General features: G+C 64.0%; 21 protein-coding genes, 1 tRNA gene and 1 riboswitch. Of the genes, 14 read left to right on the forward strand and 8 right to left on the reverse strand.

Annotation, left to right across the window (positions count from 1 at the left end; all coding sequences use genetic code 11):
* Positions 1 to 5: 5 nt before the first annotated feature.
* Complete coding sequence (locus P0D84_RS04125; RefSeq protein WP_408339663.1) at positions 6 to 2681, reverse strand: ATP-binding cassette domain-containing protein; 2676 nt, start codon at positions 2679 to 2681, stop codon at positions 6 to 8.
* A gap of 218 nt (positions 2682 to 2899) precedes the next feature.
* On the opposite strand from P0D84_RS04125, the gene P0D84_RS04130 reads away from it, so the two are divergent.
* Complete coding sequence (locus P0D84_RS04130; RefSeq protein WP_408332675.1) at positions 2900 to 3103, forward strand: hypothetical protein; 204 nt, start codon at positions 2900 to 2902, stop codon at positions 3101 to 3103.
* 241 nt (positions 3104 to 3344) lie between these two features.
* On the opposite strand, the gene P0D84_RS04135 is transcribed toward P0D84_RS04130, so the two are convergent.
* The 6 genes from P0D84_RS04135 to P0D84_RS04160 form a co-directional block, all read right to left on the reverse strand.
* Positions 3345 to 3420: transfer RNA gene (locus P0D84_RS04135), tRNA-Thr, on the reverse strand.
* A 55-nt stretch (positions 3421 to 3475) separates the two neighbouring features.
* The gene (locus tag P0D84_RS04140) at positions 3476 to 4492 is read right to left on the reverse strand and encodes a class 1 fructose-bisphosphatase (RefSeq protein WP_408332677.1); all 1017 of its coding nucleotides are present in this window, start codon (positions 4490 to 4492) and stop codon (positions 3476 to 3478) included.
* A gap of 120 nt (positions 4493 to 4612) precedes the next feature.
* Positions 4613 to 5068, reverse strand: a complete 456-nt coding sequence (locus P0D84_RS04145; RefSeq protein ID WP_408332679.1) for a HigA family addiction module antitoxin — start codon at positions 5066 to 5068, stop codon at positions 4613 to 4615.
* Positions 5069 to 5084: 16 nt separating this feature from the next.
* Positions 5085 to 5366 (reverse strand): type II toxin-antitoxin system RelE/ParE family toxin, encoded by a 282-nt coding sequence (locus P0D84_RS04150; protein ID WP_408332681.1) that lies wholly within the window; start codon positions 5364 to 5366, stop codon positions 5085 to 5087.
* Between the two features lie 195 nt (positions 5367 to 5561).
* The gene (gene pepN / locus P0D84_RS04155) at positions 5562 to 8258 is read right to left on the reverse strand and encodes an aminopeptidase N (protein WP_408332683.1); all 2697 of its coding nucleotides are present in this window, start codon (positions 8256 to 8258) and stop codon (positions 5562 to 5564) included.
* 29 nt (positions 8259 to 8287) lie between these two features.
* Positions 8288 to 8473 (reverse strand): hypothetical protein, encoded by a 186-nt coding sequence (locus P0D84_RS04160; protein WP_408332685.1) that lies wholly within the window; start codon positions 8471 to 8473, stop codon positions 8288 to 8290.
* Here P0D84_RS04160 and P0D84_RS04165 point away from each other — a divergent pair.
* Positions 8472 to 9170, forward strand: coding sequence for a DUF4136 domain-containing protein (locus tag P0D84_RS04165; RefSeq protein WP_408332687.1), 699 nt, complete (start codon positions 8472 to 8474; stop codon positions 9168 to 9170). The genes P0D84_RS04160 and P0D84_RS04165 overlap by 2 nt on opposite strands.
* A 127-nt stretch (positions 9171 to 9297) precedes the next feature.
* Here P0D84_RS04165 and P0D84_RS04170 read toward each other — a convergent pair whose 3' ends face one another.
* Positions 9298 to 9870 (reverse strand): TMEM165/GDT1 family protein, encoded by a 573-nt coding sequence (locus P0D84_RS04170; RefSeq protein ID WP_408332689.1) that lies wholly within the window; start codon positions 9868 to 9870, stop codon positions 9298 to 9300.
* A gap of 49 nt (positions 9871 to 9919) precedes the next feature.
* Positions 9920 to 10098: riboswitch (yybP-ykoY riboswitch) on the reverse strand.
* Positions 10099 to 10727: 629 nt separating this feature from the next.
* Between P0D84_RS04170 and P0D84_RS04175 the strand changes: the two genes are divergently transcribed.
* Genes P0D84_RS04175 through P0D84_RS04230 form a run of 12 tightly spaced genes read left to right on the forward strand, consistent with a single transcriptional unit; the run spans position 10728 to position 23661 of the window.
* Positions 10728 to 11606 (forward strand): beta-ketoacyl synthase chain length factor, encoded by an 879-nt coding sequence (locus P0D84_RS04175; RefSeq protein ID WP_408332691.1) that lies wholly within the window; start codon positions 10728 to 10730, stop codon positions 11604 to 11606.
* The gene (locus P0D84_RS04180) at positions 11590 to 12384 is read left to right on the forward strand and encodes a lysophospholipid acyltransferase family protein (protein WP_408332693.1); all 795 of its coding nucleotides are present in this window, start codon (positions 11590 to 11592) and stop codon (positions 12382 to 12384) included. The genes P0D84_RS04175 and P0D84_RS04180 overlap by 17 nt, the downstream gene beginning before the upstream one ends.
* Positions 12359 to 12658 carry a phosphopantetheine-binding protein gene (locus P0D84_RS04185; protein WP_408332695.1) on the forward strand — a complete coding sequence of 100 codons (300 nt, stop codon included), beginning with the start codon at positions 12359 to 12361 and terminating at the stop codon, positions 12656 to 12658. Before P0D84_RS04180 ends, P0D84_RS04185 begins: the two co-directional genes overlap by 26 nt.
* A gap of 2 nt (positions 12659 to 12660) precedes the next feature.
* Positions 12661 to 12912: an acyl carrier protein gene (locus P0D84_RS04190; protein WP_020069032.1), complete on the forward strand. Its 252-nt coding sequence runs from the start codon at positions 12661 to 12663 to the stop codon at positions 12910 to 12912.
* Positions 12912 to 13574, forward strand: a complete 663-nt coding sequence (locus P0D84_RS04195; RefSeq protein ID WP_408332697.1) for a COG4648 family protein — start codon at positions 12912 to 12914, stop codon at positions 13572 to 13574. The genes P0D84_RS04190 and P0D84_RS04195 overlap by 1 nt, the downstream gene beginning before the upstream one ends.
* On the forward strand, positions 13571 to 15304 hold the full coding sequence (locus tag P0D84_RS04200) for an ApeI family dehydratase (RefSeq protein ID WP_408332699.1): 1734 nt from the start codon (positions 13571 to 13573) through the stop codon (positions 15302 to 15304). The genes P0D84_RS04195 and P0D84_RS04200 overlap by 4 nt, the downstream gene beginning before the upstream one ends.
* Positions 15304 to 17190, forward strand: a complete 1887-nt coding sequence (locus P0D84_RS04205; protein WP_408332701.1) for a glycosyltransferase family 2 protein — start codon at positions 15304 to 15306, stop codon at positions 17188 to 17190. The genes P0D84_RS04200 and P0D84_RS04205 overlap by 1 nt, the downstream gene beginning before the upstream one ends.
* A complete protein-coding gene (locus P0D84_RS04210) occupies positions 17177 to 18799 on the forward strand; it encodes an HAL/PAL/TAL family ammonia-lyase (protein ID WP_408332703.1) in 1623 nt (540 codons plus the stop codon). The genes P0D84_RS04205 and P0D84_RS04210 overlap by 14 nt, the downstream gene beginning before the upstream one ends.
* Complete coding sequence (locus P0D84_RS04215) at positions 18796 to 19227, forward strand: acyl-CoA thioesterase (protein ID WP_408332705.1); 432 nt, start codon at positions 18796 to 18798, stop codon at positions 19225 to 19227. Before P0D84_RS04210 ends, P0D84_RS04215 begins: the two co-directional genes overlap by 4 nt.
* Entirely contained in the window at positions 19215 to 19907 is a 693-nt protein-coding gene (locus P0D84_RS04220; protein WP_408332707.1) for a LolA family protein, read from the forward strand. Before P0D84_RS04215 ends, P0D84_RS04220 begins: the two co-directional genes overlap by 13 nt.
* Positions 19907 to 22480: an MMPL family transporter gene (locus P0D84_RS04225; protein WP_408332709.1), complete on the forward strand. Its 2574-nt coding sequence runs from the start codon at positions 19907 to 19909 to the stop codon at positions 22478 to 22480. Before P0D84_RS04220 ends, P0D84_RS04225 begins: the two co-directional genes overlap by 1 nt.
* Positions 22477 to 23661, forward strand: coding sequence for a beta-ketoacyl-[acyl-carrier-protein] synthase family protein (locus P0D84_RS04230; protein WP_408332711.1), 1185 nt, complete (start codon positions 22477 to 22479; stop codon positions 23659 to 23661). The genes P0D84_RS04225 and P0D84_RS04230 overlap by 4 nt, the downstream gene beginning before the upstream one ends.
* Position 23662 lies beyond the last annotated feature (1 nt).

Below are 23662 nucleotides of genomic sequence, written 5' to 3' on the forward strand. Positions count from 1 at the left end.
CTACTTCAGGCCGCCAGCCGTTGCTTCAGATAGGTTGATGTGCGGCTTTCCTTCGCGCGTGCCACTTCAGCCGGCGTGCCGTTTGCCACGATCGTGCCGCCGGCGTCGCCCGCGCCCGGGCCGACGTCGATGACCCAGTCGCTTTGCGCGGCGACCCGCATGTCGTGCTCGACCACTACCACCGTGTTGCCCGCGTCTACGAGTCCCTGGAGTTGCACCATCAGCCGGTCCACGTCGACGGGATGCAGGCCAGTGGTCGGCTCGTCGAGGATGTACAGCGTGTCGCCGCGCTGAACGCGCTGCAGTTCGGTGGCGAGCTTGATGCGCTGCGCTTCGCCGCCCGACAGTTCGGTGGCCGGCTGGCCGAGCCGCAAATAGCCGAGGCCGATGTCGCGCAGCACCTTTAGCGCGCGCATCACACCGGCTTCTTCGGCGAAGAAATCACAGGCGGCGTCGACGGTCAGGTGGAGCACCTCTGCGATGTTTTTATCGCTCCACGTGATTTCCAGTGTCTGGGGGTTGTAGCGGGTGCCGTGGCAGGTCGAGCAGGGTGCATAGACACTCGGCAGAAACAGCAGCTCCACGCTCACGAAGCCCTCGCCCTCGCACGTCGGGCAGCGTCCTTGCGCGACGTTGAACGAGAAGCGGCCCGCGCTGTAGCGGCGCTTGCGCGCGAGCGGCGTGTCGGCGAACAGCTTGCGCACGGTGTCAAACAGGCCCGTGTACGTGGCGAGATTCGAGCGCGGGGTGCGTCCGATCGGTTTCTGATCGACGCGCACGAGCCGGCGCAGCGTGTCCATGCCCTCGGCGATATGGCCGCTGGTCGGCGTCGTTTCGGTGGCGAAGAGCGGGTCCTGTTCGTCATCGTCCGGGCTTTCGATGATCCGTCCCAGATGGCCCGCGACCAGCTCCGGCAGCGCCTGGCTCACGAGGCTCGATTTGCCGGAGCCCGACACACCGGTGACGGTCGTGAAGCAGCCGAGCGGAAACGCGACGTCGAGCCCACGCAGATTGTTGCGCGTGATATTGGCAAGGCGCAGCCAGCCGCCAGGCGAGCGCGGCGTGCGGTCGACAGGCGCGGGCGGCGCGAACAGATGCCGGCGCGTTTGCGACGCTTCGACCTTGGCGAGTCCAGCGGGCGGTCCGCTATAGACCACATGACCGCCTGCTTCGCCGGCTGCGGGGCCGACGTCGACCAGCCAGTCGGCGCGTCGCATCATCTGTAGATCATGTTCGACGACGAAGAGTGAATTGCCCGCCGCCTTCAGTCCTTGTAGCGCGGTGAAGAGCGCTTCACCATCGGCGGGGTGCAAGCCGGCCGACGGTTCGTCGAGCACATACACGACGCCGAACAACTGCGACGACAACTGCGTGGCCAGCCTCAGGCGCTGCAGTTCGCCCGATGACAGCGTCGGCGTGCTGCGCTCCAGTGCGAGGTAGCCGAGGCCGAGATCGATCAGCGTCGTCAGGCGCTCAAGCAGTTCGGCTGAAATGCGCTGCGCGGCGACGCGTTTCTCCTCGGAGAGATTCGGCGTGCGCCGTACATCGGGCGAGGCTTTGTGCGCCGAGCCGCCCCCGGCGACCCGCTTGTCGACGGCGTCGCGCATCGCATGCCTGCTGAGCACGCTGCCTTTGCAATCGGCGCCTGTCGCTGCATCGGGCCATTCGCCCCGCGCGATCGGCTCGAGAAGGGCCGCGAGCCGGGCCAGCGGCAATTGCGCGAATTCGCCGATGTCGAGACCGGCGAACTTCACCGAGAGCGCTTCTTTCTTGAGCCGTTTGCCATGGCAAGTCGGACAGATGCTGCCGACCATGTACCGCGACACGCGTTTTTTCATCAGCGCGCTTTGAGTGTTCGCGAACGTGTGCAGCACGTAGCGGCGCGCGCCCGTGAAGGTGCCCATATAGCTGGGCTCTTCCTTGCGCTTGAGCGCGGCGCGCGTTTCCTTCGGCGTCAAGCCGGCGTAGACGGGCACGGTCGGCTGTTCGTCGGTGAGGAGAATCCAGTCGCGATCTTTCTTCGGCAAGTCGCGCCACGGCGTATCGACGTCGTAGCCCATCGTCACCAGGATGTCGCGCAGATTCTGTCCGTGCCATGCGGGCGGCCATGCGGCGATCGCGCGCTCGCGGATGGTCAGCGAATCGTCCGGCACCATCGATTTCTCGGTGACTTCGTACACGCGGCCAAGGCCGTGACAAGTGGGGCAGGCGCCTTGCACCGTGTTCGGCGAAAAGTCTTCGGCGAACAACATCGGCTGTTTCGGCGGGTAGTCGCCGGTGCGCGAGTACAGCATGCGCACGAGACTCGATAGCGTCGTCACACTGCCAACCGAAGAGCGTGCGCTCGGCGTGCCGCGCTGCTGCTGCAATGCGACTGCGGGCGGCAGTCCTTCGATCGAGTCGACTTCGGGCACGCCGACCTGCTCGATCAGGCGCCGCGCATACGGTGCGACCGACTCGAAGTAGCGCCGCTGCGCCTCGGCGTAGAGCGTACCGAACGCCAGCGACGATTTGCCTGAACCGGACACCCCCGTGAACACGACCAGCGAATCGCGCGGAATCTGCACGTCGATGTTTTTAAGGTTGTGCTCCCGGGCGCCGCGCACGCGGACGAAACCGGCCGGGGCAGGTGAATCGGATGTGGTCGGGGTCGAGCGGGGCTTGTTGCGGATGGCGTCCATGTCGATGAATAGTGGGTAGGCGCGGCGCCCGGCCTGCCGGGCGAACGCATGTAGAGCCGCACGGAACATGCCCGGCGAAGTGCCGATAACAAGCCGATCAATGCGCGAGTTGCAGCCTATCATTGAAGCAACTATCCGCGGCGTACGGTGCGGTGGATAACGGACGCGCCGGGTCTGGCGCGGAAGATGGCAGTCTTTCGCCCTTCAGAGAGTTCGTCATGGAAAACGCTGTCTACTGGAAAGGACGCCAGGTCGGAATCGAGTGTGCCGGCCGGATCTTGTGGTTTTCGTCGGCGCCGCGGGAAGCGGTTGTGGCTTATGGCACTGAGCGGGTCGAGAACAACGTGATCGTTGAAGATACAGTGGTCGCTCGCAATCTTGGGATGACCGCGCGATGCCATCGGTTGGATTTTGGCGGATGAGCGGGAGCCGTTGTGGTTGGTGGTGGCAGTCGGCGTTGCAGTGGCGGCGGTTGCGTTGACCTGGAAGGCCAAGGCTTAAGGTGAGCCACTGCTAATTTCAAAAAAAGCAGCAGCAGGGGACGCACAGAGCAGGAAGAAAAGCAGAAGACGCGAAAAATACAGAAGACAGAAATAATGCAAAAAGCAGCAACGGAAAGCAAAAAGCCCAGTCACGAGGACTGGGCTTTTTGCTTGAATCTTGTGGTGCCGGAAAGAGGAATCGAACCCCCGACCTTCGCATTACGAATGCGCTGCTCTACCGTCTGAGCTATTCCGGCATCAGGAGAAACGAGATTATAGGGACTTCTTTAGGAACTTGGCAAGCCCCGAGGGTCAATTTTTTGTTTCGAGATGGTAGCGGGTGACGCGGTCCACTTCGTTCTTCGAGCCGAGGAACACCGCTACACGCTCGTGCAGGCTTTTCGGCTGGATGTCCAGAATCCGCTTCTCGCCGTTGGTCGCGGCGCCGCCTGCCTGTTCGACGATAAAGGCCATCGGGTTCGCCTCGTACATCAGACGCAGCTTGCCCGGCTTATCCGGCGTGCGTTTGTCCGCCGGATACATGAAGATGCCGCCGCGGTTCAGGATACGGTGCACGTCGGCTACCATCGACGCGATCCAGCGCATGTTGAAGTCGCTCTGGCGCGAGCCGTCCTTGCCGGCCTTCAATTCGCCGATGTATTTCTCGACCGGCGGATACCAATGACGCTCGTTCGAAGCGTTGATCGCGTATTCCCGCGTTTCGACGGGGATCCGCATATCGCTTTGCGTGAGCACCCACGACCCCAGTTCGCGGTCGAGGGTGAAGCAGTTCACGCCGTTACCGGTGGTCAGCACCAGCACGGTTTGCGGGCCGTATACCGCATAACCTGCCGCGACCTGCTGCGTGCCCGGTTGCAGGAACGACTGTTCGGTGGGCTGCTGGCCATCCGGGCAGCGCAGCACGGAGAAAATCGTGCCGATCGACACGTTCACGTCGATGTTCGACGAGCCGTCGAGCGGATCGAACACCAGCAGGTATTCGCCCTTCGGGTAGTTGGCCGGGATCGGGAAGAACTGCTCCATTTCCTCGGAGGCCATGCCCGCCAGGTTGCCGCCCCATTCGTTCGCTTCGAGCAGGATTTCGTTCGACAGGATGTCGAGCTTCTTCTGCACCTCACCCTGGACATTCTCGCTGCCCGCCGTGCCGAGCGCATCGCCCAGCGCGCCCTTGCTGACGTGGTAGCTGATCGCCTTGCACGCGCGCGCGACGACTTCGATCAAAAGGCGCAAATCGGCCGGCAGGTTGTTGGTCTCGCGCTGCTGCTCGATCAGGTACTTCGTGAGAGTGGTACGACGTTGCAAAGCCATTGCTGTACTCCGGGGGCTAGAGGAATATCTCGATTTTAACCGCTCGCCGTGTCGGTTCCGTGCTTTTGAGACGGAAGGGTGTGCGGCCGTGCTGCGCGGCGCCGTATCAGGTGGCGCAATTCAGGCTTTGCGGCGCGCCTTGATGGCCGTGACGTTGCCGGTGAGGCTGGTGGCAAGCGCTGCGGCGCGGGCGTGTTCGGGCGAGACTTTCGGCATTTTCGGCCGGTCTGCCTTAGGCATTGGCTCGATCTCGCGTTCGATCTGCGCGCCGGCTGCCGCAGTGGCGACGCGCAGGTCGTAGCCGATCTGCAGGTTCAGCCAGAACTGTGCGCTCGCACCGAAGTAACGCTCGAGCCGCAACGCGGTGTCAGCCGAGATGGCGCGTTTGCCGCGCACGATGTCGTTGATGCGCGGCGCCGGTACGCGCAGCGCAAGCGCCAGCGCATTGACGGACATGCCGAGCGGTTCGAGGAACTCGCTGCGCAGAATCTCCCCCGGGTGGATCTCCGGGATGCTTTCGCCGGTGCCGATGTCGGAGAAATCGATGCTGTCCAGATCGGAGCGTTTGATGACCATGGCGGTCTCCCAATAATCAGTGATAGTCGACAATTTCGACATTCAGCGCCTCCCCGTCGACAAAATGAAAACAGATGCGCCACTGCGCGTTGATACGAATGCTCCACTGCCCGCTGCGCTGCCCTTGCAAGGCTTCAAGCCGGTTGCCCGGCGGCGCGTGCAGGCTGCGGATGGACTCAGCGGCGTCGATCAGCAGCAGCTTGCGGCGTGCGAGCGCCTGCATGTAAAGCGGCAGTGAATGCACGAATTTGCCCTGAAAGATTGCCGCCGTAGCTTTGTCGCCGAATGTCGTGATCATGGGATGATATAACGCAGTGCGTTAAACGTAAACCGTTAAATGAACGCGTTTACTTTCACCCAGCCGAGCCGGTACGAACAGTCGTCCAGATGGCTAATGTTGGGGTCCGCACGCTGCCTCACGGCGACCTTCAGGACGAAAAAAAGCCGGCAACGCGTGCCGGCTTTTCGATGCGGGAAGCGCTTCAGATGAGCGTCACGCCAACGCCTTCTCCACGATCTCGCGCACGTCACGCGATTTCACCTGCGAGGCCACTTTTTCCAGCGCCGCGCGCATGCCGTCACGCAGCGTCGGCGTAAACCGGCGCCATAGTTCTAGCGAGCGGGCGAGGCGGGCGGCCACTTGCGGATTGATGGCGTCGAGCGCGATCACCTGGTCGGCCCAGAAGGCGTAACCCGAGCCGTCTTCGGCGTGGAACTGCGAGGGATTCGCCGCACAGAAGCTGAAAATCAGCGAGCGCGCGCGGTTCGGGTTTTTCAGGTTGAACGCCGGGTGCGCCATCAGCTTGCGCACGATCTCGATCACCGGACGCTGCGCGCTGCCGCGTTGCGTGGCTTGCAAGGCAAACCACTTGTCGATGACGAGCGGCTCTTTTTCGAAGCGCCGGTAAAAATCGTCCAGCGCCTGCTGCGCCTGAACGCTGCCGCCATTCGCCGCCGCTGCGTTGAGCAAGGCCGAGAGTGCCGCCGAGCGGTCGGTCATGTTGTTGGCGGCGTCATACTGCGCTGACGCGAGGCGCACGGCTTCAGCCGGATCGTCCAGCTCCGCGAGATACGACAACGCGAGATTCTTCAGCGCACGATGGCCGGAGGCCTCCGGTGTCGCTTCGTAAGCACCCGGCGTGCGGTGCTTTTCGTACACGGCGAGCCAGTCCTTCCTGAGCGCAGTCGCGAGGCGCTTGCGTACGAACTGCCGTGCGGCATGGACGGCCGCCGGATTCGATTCGGCCATTTGTTCGGCCAGATACGCTTCCGACGGCAGCATCAGCGCCAGTTCGCGGAACGAGGGCGAGAGCGATTCGTCGGTCAGCACGCGGGCGAACGCGGCGACCACCGAGTCGTCGAGTTGCAGCGGCACGCCGGTGGCGGCGCGCCCGGCAAGCGTCAGCAGCTCGCGCGTGGCGAGCCGTTGGCCGGCTTCCCAGCGGTTGAACGGGTCGCTGTCGTGCGCGAGCAGGAACGCCAGTTGATTGGCCGAATAGTCGTATTCGACGATCACCGGCGCCGAGAAATTGCGCAGCAGCGAGGGCAGCGGTTCCTGCGCGACGTTGACGAACGTGAAGGTCTGTTCGGTCTGCGTGAATTCGAGCACGCGCGTGGTCGCCTTGCCGGTCTGCGCTTCGCCCTCCAGTTGCAGCGGCAAATCCGCACCGTCCTTGCCGATCAAACCGATTGCGAACGGAATCAGCAGCGGCCCCTTTTGCGTTTCGCGCGCGGCCGGCGCGGCCTCGCCATAACCTTGCGTGAGCGTCATGCTGTAGCGTTGCTGCGCGGCGTCGTACCTGGTGCGTACCGAGACGCGCGGCGTGCCGGCCTGGCTATACCAGCGCTCGAATTGCGCGAGATCGCGGCCGTTCGCATCCGCGAGCGCGTGACGGAAATCGTCGCAGGTCACGGCCTGCCCGTCATGGCGCTTGAAGTACAGGTCCATGCCCTTGCGAAAGCCGTCGCGGCCGAACAGCGTCTGATACATCCGCACGACTTCGGAGCCCTTCTCATAGACCGTCATCGTGTAGAAGTTGTTGATCTCGACGTAGCTTTCCGGACGCACCGGGTGCGCCATCGGACCAGCGTCTTCGGCGAACTGCATCTGGCGCAGCACGCGCACGTCTTCGATGCGCTTGGTGGCGCGCGCGGCTTCGTCTGTCGCACCGCCCGCCATGTCGGCGGAGAACTCCTGATCGCGGAATACCGTCAGGCCTTCTTTCAGGCTCAGCTGGAACCAGTCGCGGCAGGTCACGCGGTTGCCGGTCCAGTTGTGGAAGTACTCGTGGCCGACCACCGCCTCGATGTTCGCGAAGTCGGTGTCGGTTGCCGTTTCGGGGTTCGCCAGCACGTACTTCGTGTTGAAGATGTTGAGCCCCTTGTTCTCCATCGCGCCCATGTTGAAGTCGCTCACCGCGACGATCATGAAGCGGTCCAGATCCAGTTCCAGCCCGAAGCGCGCCTCGTCCCAGCGGATCGAGTTGACCAGCGAATCCATTGCGTGACGGGTCTTGTCCAGATCGTGCGGCTCGACCCACACCTGCAGCAGTTTTTCCTTGCCCGAGCCGCTCTTCACGCGTTCTTCGAGTGCCACGAGCTTGCCCGCGACCAGCGCGAACAGATAGCTCGGCTTCCTGAACGGATCTTCCCAGCGCGCGAAATGGCGGCCGTCCGGCAAATCGCCTTCTTCGAGCAGATTGCCGTTCGACAGCAACACCGGATAATCAGCCTTGTTCGCGCGCAGTGTGACCGTGAAGGTCGCCATCACGTCCGGGCGGTCGAGAAAATAGGTGATGCGGCGAAAGCCCTCGGCCTCGCACTGCGTGAAGAAGTTGCCGCCCGAGACGTACAAGCCCGACAGCGTGGTGTTTTCCGCCGGATTGCAGATACTGGTGAGCGTGAGTTCGAAATTGTCGGGCACGTTGTCGAGCGTGAGACCGTGCTCGTGCGCATGCGCGTTGGCGAACGGGGCGCCGTCGATCGCGGCGCCGGCGAACTCGAGTTGTTCGCCCATCAGTTCGAGATTGGCGGCGCGGGACGCGTCCGGGTTGCGGCGCACACGCATCGTATTCCTGACGACGGTGCGTTCGGGGACCAGATCGAACTCCAGGGCGACGGTGTCGATCAGGAAGGCGGGCGGCGCGTAATCGGCGCGGCGGATCACATTGGGCGTTGCGGTATCGGCCATGGCGTTCTGTAGTGATGGGACTCGAGCCGTCACGCGTGCTCATGGCGCGCGAGCCGGGCTTGTCGAGCCATTGTACAAAGGCTCGGCGGATCGTGCGGGTCGAACTTTTTACCGAATCGCCAGGTCAGCGTATTATCGGGCGCCCGCGCGGCGACGGCTGCGCGCAAACGAACCCGGTCAAGACCGGCAATAACAGGCAACACGAGGTAGATCATGAAAATCGATCGATGGACCCGCCGCGCCACGCTGTTGCTGGCCACGCTGACGGTGCTGCTGTCCGGCTGCACGACCTACGTGACCACCGAGGTTACGGCGTTTTCCGACTGGAGCGGCAATGACGCTTCCCGTACCTACGCCTTCACGCGTGCAGCGGATCAGCAGAACAATCTCGAACTCACCACGTACGAACGCTTCGTCGGCAACGAACTCGCCACGCACGCGTTCCGTCAGGTCGACGCTTCACAGGCCCGCTATCTGGTCGGGCTGGCGTACGGGATTCGCTCGGACATGGTAACGGTCGCGCAGCCGGTGTATTACAACCCCTGGCCGGCACCGTACTGGGGTCGGCCGTTCGATCCGTGGGGCCCATGGGGCCCGTTCCCGACCGCGTACGTGAATCAGAGCTACCCGATTTTCACGCACCTGCTCGGCGTGCGGATCACCGAGCGTGCCAGCGGCAAGGAGGTCTATAACGTGACGGCGCGCAACGCGGGCGGCGAGCCGTCGCTGGTGAGGGCCATGCCGTATCTGGCACGCAGCGCGCTGGCCGATTTCCCGCTCGGCAACGGCGTGGTCCATACCGTGAAGATTCCCGTGGATACGAACGGCGGAACCTCGAATGAAGTGGCTACGATGGGTGCCGCACCCGCAGTGGCGCCGGCGGCAGCGTCCAGCGCGGAGGTCGTGCAGTAAGCGGTAAACCGTTGCATCGAACAGCAGACGTTGCGGCGCAACAAAAAACGGCCCGGCAGGTCATTCCTGGTGGGCCGTTTTGCTTCGCGAGCAACGCGCGCGCAGAGCGCTGCATGAGTGGGCTTGCTTAAATTCCCACGCCGAACAGCGCCATCGTCCCCAGAATCACGAACATCACCGCGGCGATGGCGTGCACGGTTCTGGTCGGAAGCTTGTGGGCGAAGCGGTCGCCAAGCAGGATCGCCGGTACGTTGGCGATCATCATGCCGAGCGTCGTGCCGGCCACCACGCCGAAGAAATCGTGAAAGCGCGCGGCGAGGGCGACGGTCGCAATCTGTGTCTTGTCGCCCATTTCCGCGAGGAAGAACGTCACCACGGTCGCGCCGAACACGCCGAAATGCGTGCGGTTGGTGTTGGCCTCTTCATCGTCGAGTTTGTCCGGCACGAGAATCCACAGGCCCATCGCAATGAACGACGCGGCCAATGCCCAGCGCATGATGGTCGGCGTGAGCAGCGAGCCGAGCCAGGCGCCGAGTGCGCCGGCGCAGGCGTGATTGACGAGCGTAGCGGTCAGTACGCCGAGAATGATCGGTATCGGCTTGCGATAGCGGGCGGCGAGGACGAGCGAGAGCAGTTGCGTCTTGTCGCCGATCTCGGCGAGCGTGACCGCTCCGGTCGAAATGAGAAAAGCTTGATTCACGGTGTTTTAGTTCCTCGGGCCGAGATGTGCACGAGCGACGACCCACGACACCGCCGGGCCCTGTTGCGGCGTGTGTGGATCATCGGTCTCGCCAGGCCAGAGGCTGCGGCTGCCATGGCCATAAAGGCCAAGTTTGTTGACAGGCGCCCCCGCGAGCCACACGTTCGACGCACCGTATGACAGCGGTGCGGACATGCCGCGGGGCGGCTACTCCCCAATGAGGGACGGAGTATAGCAGGCGTGGCCGCGCGTTACGCGCCAATTCCCGCCATGGTGTCGCTGCTCCCTGCGCAAATGGCATTGCGCTAAGCGCTCGTCAGTCGTGCCATGGGATTTGAACGCCACATGGGCGTATAACGCAGCGCATCACTCATCGGAAAGGCACCGAAGCCTTCAAATGTTCCGAAACGAAACACTATTCAGAAAGTTAAATGAAAGCATTTGCATCGACTTGTGGATACAACACCGCTCGGTTGGCCGGCAGAGCGCAGTGCGAGTGGCCTTCCAGCCCCATTCCGGATGCACCAGGTGCTACCGGGCCTGCATTGCGGCGTTGTCCAGTGATTCGTCGCACCTGCGATACGGATACAGATAGATACGTCTTTTGTGGCTGATTTAATCCAGAATATTCAGTATGATTCCGGCGACCATAGGGAGCCCGAGACAATCCTGCAGACAATTGGCAAAGGCGCCTAAATAACCGGGGCCAAGTGCCGTTAAATTGCTGAACCCTATATAAGAAGATTGGATTGACCCCCGGCTGGAGATTGCCGTTCCGCGCGGTGCGCACGCTGTGACGGCCAGGTATTCCGTCAGGCGCCCTCAGCCTCTCCTCGCTTCTACGCGCGAACACCGATATGCCCGATCTGCACTGGACCATTCCGGTCGCTCGCTGGTCTAGCTGGCCTGCTGCCGCAACTGCCGCACCCGACATCGGCTTTATCGAGCCGATCGTGCGTCGTCGCCTGAGCACTTTGTCCCGCGTTGCCCTGAAGGTCGCGCATGACTGTGTGGCGCAAGACGACATCCGGGTTGTGTTCGCCTCGCGTCACGGCGAATTGCGCCGTACAACTGAGATCCTCCACGCCATCAGCGCGGGCGAGCCAGTCTCGCCAACGGCCTTCAGTCTGTCCGTGTTGAACGCAATGACTGGCGTATTCGGCATCGCGCGCGGCGATCGTTCCGCCGCCAGCGCGATCTCGGCCGGTGCCGAGACGCTCGGCTACGCGTTGCTGGAGGCGTACGCGCAATACACCGCCCAGCCCGGCTCGCCGGTCTTGCTGGTGTACGCCGACGAACCAGCCGATCCGGCATACGGCACGATTGAAGACGAAGTGCAGGGCGGCGCGATCGCTATCCTGCTGGGCGGCGAAGCAGCGATGGGGCAACTCGTCTGCACGTTGTCGGGCGCAGGTGAACCGGAGTCAGCGAAGACCGCTGAGCAGGCAGGCCACGCAGGTGGAGCAGGTCACGCAGGTGAGGCAGGCGAGGCAAGCCACGCAGGTGAAGCAAACCACACAGGTAAGGCAAGCCACACAGGTGAAGCAAACCACACAGGCAAGGCCAGCCAAGCAGGCAAGCCAACCCTCGCAATCGAGCCAGGCGCAGCGCTCCCGGCCGCAAGCTTCGCGACCCAGACCCAGGCGCTGCTGCATTGTCTGGAAACGGGCAAGCCCGCCGTCTGGCGAGGCGCCGGCGCCGCCTGGCATTGGAGGTGGCATGAACGCGCGCCTTGATTACCTTTGGCGATTCTTCGCGACGGGCATGGCCTTCGTGGTGTTCGGCGTCTGCGGTCTGCTGTTTTCGGTATTGGTGTTCCCGCTCGCGTGGCTGTGGCCGCATCGTGCCTCGCGTCAGCTTGCGGTGACGACCGTGATCCACTGGTTTTTCCGTGCCCTGGTCGCGGTGTTGCAGCGCATCGGCGTGATGGAGCTCGAGGTGTCGGGCGCAGAGGCATTGCGCGCCGGCGGGCCGGCCATCGTGGTCGCCAATCACCCGACGTACCTGGACGTGATGGTGCTGTTGTCGCTTACGCCGCGTGCCTGTTGCGTGGTGAAAAACGCGCACTGGGGTAATCCCTGTTTCTGGGGAATCGTGCGTTCGGCGGAATATGTGAGCAATGCCGATCCCTCGGAGCTGGTCGAGGCCGGCGCGCGGCAACTCGCAGCGGGCTACACGATGATTATTTTTCCCGAAGGCACGCGCAGCCCAGCGCCGAACCGGCTGCACGCATTTTCACGCGGTTTCGCGCACATGGCGTTGAAGGTCGGCGCGCCGATCGTGCCGGTGCTGATGGATTGCGATCCGCCGGCGTTCACCAAGCAGATGCGCTGGTACGACGTGCCGGCGCGCGCTTTTCGCATACGTGTGAACGTGCTCGCGCCGTTTGGCGTCGAGCGGCTCCCGGACCACGATCCTTCACCGTCTCTCGCGGCGCGCAGCGTGACCAGCGCCATCGAAGCCCACATTACTCAGCACCTGTTCGACTATGGATTCTTTAAAACTGGAAATTAAGCAGCTCCTTATCGAAGCCCTCGATCTGGAAGACCTGAGCCCGGCCGATATTGACGACGACGCGCCGTTGTTCGATACCGACGGCATCGGTCTCGACTCGATCGACGCGCTCGAGATCGGCATCGTGCTGCGCAAGCAATATCAGCTGACGATTGCCGCGAACGACGAACGCACCCGCGATCACTTCCGCTCGATCAGCACGCTGGCCGCGCTGGTAGCGAGTCAACGCGAAGCGGTGCATGCTGTGAACGAAACCACAAAAAAGGGGGATTAATCGTGTCCGAGGCAGAGATTCTTGAACGCATCCGCGCCATCTTCAAAGAGAACTTCGCGATCGAGCCCGAACGTGTGACGCCCGACGCGCATCTCTTCGAAGACCTCGATCTCGACAGCATCGACGCCGTCGACCTCGCGATCAAACTGCAGGAAATGACCGGCCGCCGTATCAAGCCGGAAGAATTCAAGTCGGTGCGCACGGTCGGCGACGTGATCGGTGCGGTTGAGTCCCTGCTGGCGGCACAAGGCTGATGCCATCCGTGCGCTCGCGAATGAAAGCGGCGGCGAGCCAGCCCGGTGAGGCGCAGCCTGGCACAGAACGCCACTGGGCCAAAACGGTGGTGCAGGTCCTGTTGAAACTCGCGTACCCCGCGTTGATTCTGTGTGCCTGGCGCTGGGACACGCCGCGCTACGTCGGCTGTATGTTGTTTGTCATTTTGTGGCTGCAACGCTGGGCCGGCAGCGGTCCGGTCGCGACTTCGCTGCGCCGGCTCTCCACGATCGACTGGACCGTGGTCGGCTTGCTGAGCTGCGCCTCGGCGGCCATCGTGTTCACCAACAGCGAGTTGCTGTTGCGCCTCTATCCGTCGCTCGTCAATCTGGGTCTGCTGATCGCGTTCGGCGCGACGCTCGTGCGCGGGCCGTCGATGATCGAAAAATTCGCCCGGCTGGGTAATCCGAATCTGTCGCCGGGCGCCGTGCGCCATACGCGGCGCGTGACCCAGGTGTGGTGCGTATTCTTTGCGCTGAACGGCGCTTTCTCTGCTTACACGGCGCTGTACTGGAGCCGCGCAAGCTGGTCGCTCTATAACGGCGCGATCGCGTATGGGCTGATCGGCGTGTTGCTGGTGGCCGAGGTCATCTGGCGTTATCTGGTGGTGCTGCCGCGAGCCGCGCGTTCGGAGGCGGCATGATCGCGTTGCATGAGCTGTTGTTGGCGGACCGAGAGGCTTCCGCCATGAATGCACCGGTATGCCGGGATGGCGCGACGGTACTCGATCGCGCTGCGTTTCGCGCGCGCGTCTCGGCTTTGGTCGCGTTGATGCGAACGCAAGATGCGCAACGTTACGCGTTATGTATCGACGATCCGTTCGATTTCGCCTGCGCGCTATTTGCATTGTTCGCGTGCGGCAAGGAGCCGGTGATTCCGGCCAATGCGACGCCGGGCTATCTCGCCGATCTTGCCGATGCGTACGACGCCGTGCTGACCGACGCCGACCTGGCGCGTGGCGTGCGCGACGCCGGCGCGGATGCTGACGACAAACAGGACAAACCCGAGCGAGGCACCTCCCACACGATCGATCCGCAAGCCCCGTTGACGCTCTACACGTCGGGCAGCAGCGGCACACCCAAGCCGATCCGCAAGACCCTCGCGCAATTCAATGCCGAAGTGCACACGCTCGAAAAGCAGTGGGGCGCGCTGGTCGGCGACGCGACGATGCTCGCGAGCGTGCCGCATCATCACATCTACGGTTTGCTGTTTCGCGTGTTGTGGCCGCTTGCCGCGGGCCGTGCGTTCGAGCGCGCGATCAGCATCGAGCCTTTGCATTTGCAAGCGCAGATACAAGCGCAGAGCGAGCAATGCGGCGCCACGGTGGTCGTCTCCACACCCGCGCAATTGTCGCGTTGGCCCGCGTTGCCTGGCTTCGCCGCGTTGACGCCGGCGCCGCGCGCATTCTTTTCTTCAGGCGGCCCACTCGCCGCGGAAGCCGCGCAAGAATACGCAACAGCCTATGGCGCCGCGCCGATCGAAATTTACGGCAGTACGGAAACCGGCGGCATCGCGTGGCGGCGTCAGGATCAGACCGATGCCTGGCAGTCCGTGACCGGCATCGAGATACGCTGCGACGAAGACGGCGCGTTAAACGTTCGCTCGCCGCATCTCGATCACGACGGTTGGCATCGTACTGACGACAAAATCGCGGTCGATGCCGACGGCCGCTTTCGCCTGCAAGGCCGTCTCGATCGCGTGCTCAAGCTGGACGGCAAGCGCGTGTCGCTGCCGGAGCTCGAAGCGCGGCTGGCGTTGCATCCGTATGTCGCCCAGGCGGCGATCGTGCCGCTGGCAGGCGCCTCGCGCGAGCGCGTCGGCGCCGTGGTGGCGCTGACCGAAGCGGGCAGCGAGGCATTGCGCGGCGAAGGCCGCGTGCTGCTCGCGAAAACCCTGCGCCGGCATCTCGCCGCGTATTTCGACCTGGTCGTGCTGCCGCGTCATTGGCGTTTTCGCCTCACGTTGCCGTTCGACGCGCGCGGCAAACTGCCGGTGGCCGCTGTTGCGGCGGCCTTCGAGGCACGCGCGGACGGTGTGGAAGTGCTCGCCGAAGCCCGCAGCGCCGACACGCTGCACTACGAGCTGCGCGTGCCGCCGGCACTCGTGCATTTCGCCGGCCACTTCCCCGGTCTGCCGATTCTGCCGGGGGTCGTCCAGGTGCACTGGGCGATGCATCTGGCCACCGAACACGTGCCCGCCGTGGGCGCGTTGGCATCGATCGACCGGCTCAAGTTCATGGCGCCGGTGCCGCCGGGCGCGGTGCTGAATCTCACGCTCGCCCACGACGCCGAGCGTCGGCGCGTGCAGTTCGCGTACCGCTTGAGCGACCGTGAATGCGCGTCGGGCGTGATCGTGTATCGGGAGCCTGCGTGATGAGCTTCGCCCCGTGCATCGTCATTCCGATTTACAACCACAAGGACGCGATTGGCGCGACCGTCGCCCATCTCGCGGTGCACGGCTTGCCGATCTTTGTCGTCGACGACGGCAGCGATGAAGCGACCCAGCAGGTGCTCGCCGGGTTGGCGCGGCAGTACGCCGGGCAGCTCACGCTGCTGCGGTTGCCGGTCAACGGCGGCAAGGGCGCCGCTGTGATGGCGGGACTGCGCGCCGCGCGCGCTGCGAACTACACGCATGCCTTGCAGATCGACGCCGACGGCCAGCACGATGCGGCCGACGTGCCGCGTTTTATCGAAGCGGCACGTGCCGAACCGGCCGCGGTGATCCTCGGCCGCCCGGTCTACGACGAGAGCGTGCCGAAAGCGCGCCTCTATGGCCGCTATCTGACGCATGTGTGGGTGTGGATCGAAACGCTCTCGCTGACGATTCGCGATTCGATGTGCGGTTTCCGCCTCTATCCGCTTGCGTTGGCCTGCGAGTTGATCGACAGCGTGCAACTGCCGACGCGCATGGATTTCGACATTGAAATTCTCGTGCGCCTGTACTGGCGGCGCGCGGCGTTCCGCTCGATTCCGACGCGAGTCACGTATGCAGCCGACGGCGTTTCGCATTTCGACGTGCTGTGGGACAACGTGCGTATCAGCCGCAGTCACACGCGGCTTGTAATAGGGATGTTGTGGCGTCTGCCGATGCTGCTCGCGCACAAGGTGATGCCACGTCGTTCGGCGGTGGCGAGCGTGCCGGGTGAACCGGACGAACACGCCAGGCACGCCACGCATGGCAAGCAGGCTAACCATGGCGAACCGGCTAACGATGGCGAACGGCTCGAACAAGGTACGCCAGCCGAAACAGGTACGCGAGCCGAACCAGACACGCGAGCCGAACCACGCACGCCAGCCAAACAAAACGAACAGCCCCCGCAGGACTGGTGGCGAATCGCCGAACGCGGCAGCCATCTGGGCATGTCCTTGCTCGCGCTCAGTTGCAAGCTGTTCGGCCGCCGTTTCACCGCGCTCTGGTTGCATCCGATCGTCGCGTATTTTCTGCTCACGGGCCGCGCCGCGCGCGAGGCATCGAGCAACTACTTCGCGCGTCTTGGCGAAGCCGCGCCGCACAGCGATACGCCACGTCCGGGCTGGCTATCCGCCTATCGTCACATGCTCGCGTTCGCGCAATCGGGCTTCGACAAGCTCGCAGCCTGGTCCGGCCGCGTCAACAACGCCGACGTCGAATTCGAAGATCCTTCGGCATTCGAAGCATTGGTGGCAAGCGGTAAAGGCGCGCTCGTGATCGGCGCACATCTCGGCAATCTGGAGATGACCCGCGCGCTCGCCGCGCAGGGCGCCTACGCCAAAGTCACCGCCGTGGTGTACACCGAACACGCGCGGCGCTTCAATAGCGTGCTGGCGTCGGCCAATAGCCAGTTCGCGCGGCATCTGCTCGAAGTCAGCGACTTCGGTCCCGAGACCGCGATGATGATGCAGGAGCGTGTCGATGCGGGCGAGCTGCTGGTGATCGTCGGCGACCGCGTGCCGGCACACGAAGCAGGCCGCACGACCGAAGCGCAATTTCTCGGCTCGACTGCATCGTTCGCGCAAGGCCCCTACGTGCTGGCGCATGCGTTGGGCTGCCCCGTCTATCTGTTCTTCTGCCTGAAAGAGCATGACGGTTATCGTCTGTATTTCGAGCCGTTCGCCGAACGCATCGAGTTGCCGCGCCGCGATCGTGCGCAGCATCTCGCCGCATGGGCGCAGCGTTACGCGGCGCGGCTCGAACATTATTGTCGCAAGGCACCTTATCAATGGTTCAATTTCTTCGATTTCTGGGCCAGCCCCAAGCGAGGCGCACATGGCCGAACATGATCTGATCGAGGCGCCGAACGTCAGCGCGAATGCAAAAACAAACGCAACGGCGGCAACGGCGGTGACGATCGGCGGCCGCAGGCTGACGATCGAAGAGGTCGTCGCGATCGCACACCATCGCGCGCCGGTCGCATTGAGCGCCGATCCGGCATGGCGTGCGCGCATCCAGCGCGGCGCGGATTTCCTGCGCCGGCATCTGGCCGCGGGCGCCACCGTGTACGGCGTCAACACCGGCTACGGCGATGCATGCGTGGTCGACGTGCCGATGGAACTGGTCGAAGCCCTGCCACTGCAACTGACGCGCTACCACGGCTGCGGCATGGGCCAGTATCTCGACGACGGGCAAACGCTCGCGGTGATCGCCGCGCGCCTCAACTCGCTGGCCTACGGCTTTTCCGGCGTGCGCCCCGTGTTGCTCGAACGCCTCGCCGATCTGATCAATCATCGCGTGTTGCCGCGCATTCCGTCGGAAGGCTCGGTCGGTGCGAGCGGCGATCTGACGCCGCTCTCGTATGTAGCCGCCGCGCTTGCCGGCGAACGCGACGTGATGTTCGAAGGCGCGCTGCGCAACGTGCGTGACGTATGGACCGAACTTGGGTCTACGCCGTTGACGCTCGCGCCGAAAGAAGGCCTCGCGCTGATGAACGGCACCGCGGTGATGACGGGCCTCGCCTGTCTCGCGTTTGCACGTGCCGATCATCTGACGCGTCTCACCGCGCGTCTCACGGCGCTCTCCACCATTGCACTCGACGGCCGCGCCGCGCACTTCGACGCGATGCTGTTCGAAGTGAAACCGCACGCCGGCCAGGCCGAAGCCGCCGCGTGGATTCGCGACGATCTGAGCGGGCGCGACGATACGCCTGGGCATCGTCTGCAAGACCGCTATTCGATTCGCTGTGCGCCGCATGTGATCGGCGTGGCGCGCGATGCGTTGTCGTGGGTGCGCCGCGATGTCGAGAACGAATTGAACAGCGCGAACGACAACCCGTTGATCGATCCGGACAACGAGCGCGTGCTGCACGGCGGCAACTTCTACGGTGGCCATATCGCCTTCGCGATGGATTCGCTGAAAGTCGCGGTCGCCAATCTCGCCGATCTGATGGACCGGCAGCTCGCGCTGCTGGTCGACGTGAATTTCAACAACGGCTTGCCGCGCAATCTGTCGGGTGCCGCGCCCGCGCGTGCCGCAATCAACCATGGTTTCAAGGCCGTGCAGATTTCATCGTCCGCATGGACGGCCGAAGCGTTGAAGAACACGATGCCGGCGAGCGTCTTTTCGCGTTCGACCGAGGCGCATAATCAGGACAAGGTCAGCATGGGCACGATCGCCGCGCGCGACTGTTTGCGTGTGCTGGAGTTGACCGAGCAGGTTGCGGCCGCGCATACGTTGGCGACGGTGCAAGCCGCACGCCTGCGCTTGAAGATCGACAGCGCCACGCCGGTTCCCGCGCCGCTGCAAGACTTCATCGACAGCGTGACGGCGCAATCGCCGTTCGTCGACGAAGACCGCGCTTTGGAAAGCGACCTGCGCGCACTGACCGCGCGCATCGCCGCATGTGAGTTGTTGACCGACTATCCGAGCGACTATCGCGGAGGCTCGAACGCATGAGCGGCTCCCCTAAGGTGCTGACAGCCAGCGCGACGGTCGAAGTGCCGTTTCACGACGTCGACGCAATGAATGTGTGCTGGCATGGCCATTATCTGAAGTACTTCGAGATCGGCCGCGCGGCGCTCTTACGCGCCTTCGATTACGACTACCGCGAGATGCAGGCCTCGGGTTACCTGTGGCCGATCGTCGAGGCCCATCTGAAGTATGTGCGCCCGGCCATCTACGGCCAGGCGCTCGAAGTGCGTACCGAACTGCTCGAACATGAAAACCGCCTGAAAATAGGCTATGAAATTGTCGATTGCGCGTCCGGTACGCGGCTGACGAAGGGCTACACGATCCAGGTCGCGGTCGATGCCGCGACGCAGGAATTGCAGTTCGTGTCGCCGCCGGTCGTATTCGAAAAGCTGGAGCGCGTATGCGGACGATGAACGTACGCAATGTGGCGGCGGGCGCGTTGCTCGCATTAGGCACGCTAACCACATTGGGTGTCTCAGGCCTGACAACGTGGCCGACAGCGGCGTCCGCAGCAGAATCCGCGCAAGCCGCCGGCAACCCGGCGCTGGTCTCGCAGATCGCCTCGCATCTTGCTCAAGCCAGGGGTGTCCGCGCGCACTTCACACAAACGCAAACGCTCGCCGCGATGAAGCAGCCGCTCGTCAGCACGGGGTCGCTGCTGTTCTTCCGCGATCGTGGCGTGATCTGGCAGATCGACACGCCATACAAAGCCACCTACGTCATCACCGATGCGGGCGTCGCTGAAGTCAATGCCAACGGCCAGCGCGTGACGACGCATAGCGCCCAGGGCACGCGCGGCGTCGCGCAAGTCTCGAAGATGATGCGCGCGATGCTCGGCGGCGATCTGTCGGCGCTCTACTCGCAATTCGACGTGCAGGCCGAAGGCAGCGCCGCGCAGTGGCGCATGCAACTTACGCCGAACCAGCCGCAGATCGCGCAGTCGATCAAGGGTCTGCAGATGAATGGCGGCGACTATTTGCAGAGCTTGCGCATCACGCTCGCGAACGGCGACATCACGAAGCTCGACTTCGCGAACAGCGCGGCGGTCGCCGAACCGACGCCGGCTGAGCGCGGTTTGCTCGGAGCGCAGTAATGCAGGTGCTGCAACAGCGGTCCGCGAAACAGGCATGGGGCGTGCGCGCCGCGTGGCTGCTGCTCGCGCTCGCCGCCGCGCTGTATTGCGGTTGGCGATTCGCGGGACCGTCGCCGCTGCAGACCAATCTGCTGGCCTTGCTTCCTGCTACTGAAGCGGATCCGGTCGCCGAAAAGGCGGTCGATACGTTGGCGAGCGCGCTGGGTGATCGCACGGTTTTTCTCGTCACCAGCAACGACGACGCGCACGCGAAGGCGGCAGCGAAACAACTCGGCGCCTCATTACAGAAGAGCGGGGCGTTTGGTTCGGTGACGGCGGAATTGCCGCCGTTCGATCTGTCGCAGATCGCTGCGTTGTACATGCCGTACCGTTTCGGTTTGCTGGCGCCCGCTGACCGTGTGGCGCTTGCGCAGAGCAATGCGTCAAGCCCAACGTCGCACGATACCTCGCAGGAAGCCGCCCGTCCCGAAGGAAGTCCCCAGGGAGGATTGAGGGACGCGCTCGCGCAGCGCATCTACAGCCCATTGCGCGGCGGCCTGACCACGCCGCTCGCCGACGATCCATTCGGCTGGCTCGAACACTGGCTCGGCGGTTTGCCGCTCGCCACGTCGAATCTCGAAGTCGAAGACAACATGCTGGTGTCGCATCGCGGCACCGCGACCAGCGTGCTGATCATCGCCACGCTGCCGGGCTCGGCCTACGAATCGAAAACGCAGCACGCCGTGCTCGCCGCGCTCGCACAAGGCGAAAGCGCGTTGAAGCAGGCCTTCCCCGACGTGTCGGTGGCGCGAACCGGCGCGGTGTTCTACGCGGAATCGGCACGCAGCGCCTCGGAACACGAGGTCCACCTGATTGGCGTCGCGTCGCTATGCGGGATCGCGCTGTTGATGATGTGGGTGTTCCGCTCGCCGCGTCTGTTGCTGCTCGGTTTCGTTTCGACGGCGCTCGGCATTGTCTGCGCGCTTGCGGGGACGATGCTGGTATTCGGTCAACTGCATCTGTTGACGCTGGTGTTCGGCGCGAGCCTGATCGGCGAAGCGGTCGATTATTCGATCCAGTATTTCGTGGTCTATCTCGGCGCGGGGCGTGATTGGGATTCATACCGCGGCGCGCGTGCGGTACGTCCGGCCTTGACGGTTGCGCTTGCCACCAGCCTGCTCGGCTACGCGATCCTCACGTGGGTGCCGTTCCCCGCGCTCAAGCAGATTGCCTGCTTTGCGATCGTGGGCATTGTGACGGCGTTTGCCTCCGTGCTGTCATTGTTGCCCGCGCTGCTTACGCGCGCGCCGAAGCGCAGCCCACAGCGCGTGTTCGCCGGCGCGGCGCGAGTGTTGACGGTATGGCATCGCATGATCGGCGGCAAGCGCGCATGGTTCGTCGCGGCGCTGTTGCTGATCGTGGCCATTCCCGGCTGGCTGCGTCTGACGAGCGACGACGATATCCATCTGCTGATCCAGCGTGATCCGTCGCTGGTCGCGCAGGAAGACAAGGTGCGCGCGGCGGTTGGCGTCGATAACAGCGCGCAGTTTTTTGTGGTGCGTGGGAAGACGCCGGAGACCGTGTTGCAACGCACGGAAGCGCTGGGCAAGAAACTCGACGCGTTGAACGGCACGCCGAACAGCATTGGCAGCTATCAGTCGGTAGCGCAATTCGTGCCGTCCGCGAAACAGCAAAACGAAGATCGTGCATTGCTCGCACAGCACGTATTCAACGATCCCGCGGCATTGCGAGCCACGCTGCTGCAGGCGGGCTTCAAAGACGAGGTCGCCGACGCCTGGCTCGCCGCGTATGCGAAACCGCAGCCGCTGCTCACGGTCGACACGTGGCTCGCCGCGCCGTGGTCGCGGCCGTACAGGCACTTGTGGCTGGGTGAAGTCGATTCGGCCACCAAGGCCTATGCGGCAGTCGTGATTCCACAAGGCGTGACGCCGCAGAACGGCCCCGCGTTGATCGCCACCGCGCAGGCAGTGCCCGGCGTCGTATTCGTCGACAAGGCGGCGAGCGTGTCGAAGCTGTTCGGTGCGTATCGCGTGGATAGCGGCTGGTGGCTCGCGGGCGCGCTCGCACTCGTGCTCGTGCTGCTGACCCTGCGGTACGCTCGGCGGGAAGTCACCGTGGCGGGCGCTCGGCACGATGGCCCAGTGAGGGATGCGCAGCAGGAAATCTTCCCGGGTAATACCCGCCAGGAAGTCTCCCTTTGGGACCGCGTACACGGCGGCATCGCCGTGACGCTACCCGTGCTGCTCGCCGTCGGCGTCACGCTCGCCGTGTTCGGCTACCTGTACGTGCCGCTCAATCTTTTCAACTGGCTCGCGCTGATGCTGGTGCTCGGCGTCGGTGCAAACTACGCGGTGTTTCTGCGCGAAGGCTGTTTGCGCCCGGACGCCGATCTCGGCGCGGTGTGGACGGGTGTGCTGCTCTCGGCGGCCACCACGCTGTTGTCGTTCGGCATGCTCGGCATGAGCGCGATGCCCGCGCTGAAGAGTTTCGGCGCCACGCTCGCGCTCGGCATTGCCGTATCGGTGTTGCTCGCGCCGATCGGCATGCCAACAGAATCAAGGAGGGCCGCATGAAGGCGCCATCAGTTTATTTGCACGCGCTGGGCATGATCAATGCGCTCGGCGGCGACCTCGATGCGATCGTCCCGGCGCTTGCCGCAGGTCAGGCACGGGGCATGGCGAACGCACATACGGGCATTGGCGAGGCGTTTGTGGGCAGCGTGCTCACGCCTCTCGATCTGGCGCCGCGCGCCGAGCTGGCACGCTACGACTGCCGCAATAACCGCTTGCTGCTCGCCGCGCTGACGCAGATCGAGCCCGCCATCGTTGCGGCGCGCGAACGTTACGGCGCGCATCGGATCGGTGTGGTGCTCGGCACCAGCACCTCGGGTATCGAAGCGGCCGAAGCCGCGTTCGTCTATCACGCGCAAGCGGGCAAGCTGCCCTCCAACTTCAGTTACCGGCAGATGGAGATCGGCACCGCCGCGCCGTTCGCCGCCGCCACGCTCGGCGTGCACGGTCCGGCGTTCACGATCTCGACTGCCTGTACCTCGAGCGCGAAGGCCTTTGCGTCCGCGCGCCGGTTGTTGCAATTGCGGCTGTGCGACGCGGTGGTGGTGGGCGGCGTCGATTCGCTGTGCGAGTTGACGGTGCAAGGCTTCGCATCGCTCGAATCGACCAGCAACGTGCGCACCAATCCAATGAGCCGCAATCGTTGCGGGATCAACGTCGGCGAAGGCGCCGCCGTGTTCCTGATGAGCCGCGAAGAAGCGGCGGTGAGACTCGCGGGGGTCGGCGAATCGAGCGACGCCCATCATATTTCCTCGCCGGATCCGGAAGGGGTGGGCGGCGAGCTTGCATTGCGCGCGGCGCTGGCCGATGCGGGCATCGCGTCCGCAGCGATCGGCTATGTGAATCTGCATGCCACCGCCACGCGCAAGAACGACGAGATGGAAGCGAAGCTGATGGCGCGAGTGTTCCCCGCCGGCGTGGCGACGAGCGGCACCAAGCCGCTGACCGGTCACCAGTTGGGCGCGGCGGGCGCCACCGAACTCGCCTTCGCATGGCTGACGCTCGCGCGCGACGACGTGCCGTTGCCGCCTCATCTGTGGGACGGCGATGCCGATCCCGCTTTGCCGGTGCTGGATTTGATCGAGAGCGAGCGTTTTCTGCCGCGCGGCGGAGGCTCGCAGTATGTGATGAGCAATTCGTTTGCGTTCGGCGGCAGCAATGTCAGCCTGATCCTTGGACGGTGAT

This window comes from Paraburkholderia sp. RL17-337-BIB-A (genome assembly GCF_046025895.1).
GTDB classification, from domain to species: Bacteria; Pseudomonadota; Gammaproteobacteria; order Burkholderiales; family Burkholderiaceae; genus Paraburkholderia; species Paraburkholderia fungorum_C.